The organism is Gordonia sp. (in: high G+C Gram-positive bacteria), assembly GCF_052106715.1.
Classification (GTDB): Bacteria; Actinomycetota; Actinomycetes; order Mycobacteriales; family Mycobacteriaceae; genus Gordonia.
On the sequence record NZ_JBQEDL010000034.1, the window covers coordinates 33655 to 35556 of the forward strand.

Sequence of the window (1902 nt, forward strand, 5' to 3'; positions counted from 1 at the left end):
GACCTGGCACCGTCGGCCTCGACGATGATCAGCCCAGGGGAGTCGTTACCGCGCGCATACGTGTCGAACCAGTCGTGACCGAAGTTGAACGTCTCGCCCACGTCGGGCCATTCGAATTCGGTGACGGCAGTGTCGTAGTCGTCGCGTAGACGGAGCAGGGTGTCGCGAGCGGCCCGGAGGCTATCGGTGGCTGAGGTGGTCATGCTTTCGATTGTGCCGGGAGAGTGACCTGACTCATACCCCTCCGAAGAGGGTGGAGTCTCCTGGTTTCGAGGTCGCGACGAACTGTGAGTCCTCCTGTGCCAGGCTGGGGGAATGGACCGGACTCTCGCGGACGTCATGCCCTCCGTTACGGCGGCGTTCGGCCTCGACGGACCGAATCCGCTCGCCGTGCGATCGGACAGGGACGTGGTGGTCCTGCTCGTCGACGGATTGGGAAGCGAACTCCTCACCCGGTCCGCCGACGATGCGCCGACGCTCGCGGCCCACGTCGCGGCCACTCTTCGCGCGGGGTTTCCGGCCACCACGGCGACGAGCCTGACGAGTCTTGCGGTGGGCGCCCCCTGCGCCGTGCACGGAGTGATCGGCTACTCCTTCGCGCTTCCCGAAGGGGCTACCCGTGACCTGCGCACGCTCAATGCGTTGCGGTGGCGGTTCGATACGGCGGAGGGGCCCGACGCCCGCGCGGACGCCGAACCCGAGACGGTCCAGCCCGTGACCAGCGAACTACAGCGACTCCCGGCGGCCGGGGTGGACGTGCACTACGTCGTGCCGGGCTACCAGGCGACCTCCGGGCTGACGCGCGCGGCGTTCCGGGCCACCGGCGTCGTCCACGCGGCCTCCGACCTCCGCGAGGTACGAGACGGAATCCTCGCCGTCGCCCGTGGACGCGGATCGAGTCGCCGATTCGCTTACGCCTACTACCCGGGCCTGGACATGGCAGGGCATATGCACGGTCCAGAAAGCCTCCAGTGGCGCGAGCAACTCCGCGCCGTCGACGCGATGGTCGCCGACTTGTTCGCCGACCTTCCGCCGACCTGCACGATGCTCGTCACCGGTGACCACGGAATGATCGGTGCGGGCGCCCGCGTGGACCTGGACACCACGCCCGATCTGCACCGCGGCGTCCGACTGATCGCGGGGGAGGCGCGTGTGCGGCACCTGTATCTCGACGCGCCCGCCGCCCGGGACGACGTCGTCGACACCTGGACGACCCTCCTCGGCGAGCACGCCCGCGTCGTCACCCGTGACCAGGCGTTCGACGAGCACTGGTTCGGTCCGCAGACGCCGCGACCGGAGGTCGCCGAACGGGTCGGTGACGTCATCGCGGTCGCCCAGAACGACTCGGTCCTCATCCGCCCCGAATCGGAGCCCGTTGAGTCGACGATGATCGGCCACCACGGCGCATGGACCGCCGATGAGCAGTTCGTTCCACTCGTGGTGAATCAGTGAACCGCAGCGCTGTCGCGGCGACGGCGTTCGCGTTCCTGATCGCCATGGTCGGCACCACGATCCCGACCGCGTTGTATCCGATCTACGCCGACCACCTCGGATTCTCGTCGCTGACGGTGACCGTGCTGTTCGCCGTGTACGCGTGCGGTGTGTTCGTGGCTCTCCTGCTGTTCGGAACGCTGTCCGATCAGATCGGGCGACGACCGGTCCTCGTCGCTGCGCTGGCCTTCGCGATCGTCAGCGCCGCGGTGTTCCTGGCGCCGGCGAGTCTCCCGACCCTCATCTCGGGGCGAGTCCTGTCCGGAGTGAGCGCGGGGCTGATGACGGGCGCCGGGACCGCGGCGATCGTCGACCTGTTCCCGACCGAGCGGCGTGCGGGCGCAGGCGCGGTGGCTGTCGCCGTCAACTCGGGCGGCCTCGGGATCGGCAACGTGTTGGGCGGGGTGAGCG

Annotated in this window: 2 protein-coding genes and 1 pseudogene; 2 read left to right on the forward strand and 1 reads right to left on the reverse strand. The window is 69.0% G+C overall.

Annotation, left to right across the window (positions count from 1 at the left end; translation table 11 throughout):
* A pseudogene (locus ACTIMF_RS15505) lies at positions 1-203 on the reverse strand (AMP-dependent synthetase); the annotation flags it as partial.
* Positions 204-315: 112 nt separating this feature from the next.
* On the opposite strand from ACTIMF_RS15505, the gene ACTIMF_RS15510 reads away from it, so the two are divergent.
* Together ACTIMF_RS15510 and ACTIMF_RS15515 are read left to right on the forward strand one after the other, a co-directional pair.
* Complete coding sequence (locus ACTIMF_RS15510; RefSeq protein WP_442351178.1) at positions 316-1452, forward strand: alkaline phosphatase family protein; 1137 nt, start codon at positions 316-318, stop codon at positions 1450-1452.
* The coding region (locus tag ACTIMF_RS15515) for an MFS transporter (protein ID WP_442351179.1) at positions 1449-1902 on the forward strand (454 nt) is incomplete at its 3' end. The genes ACTIMF_RS15510 and ACTIMF_RS15515, both read left to right, overlap by 4 nt.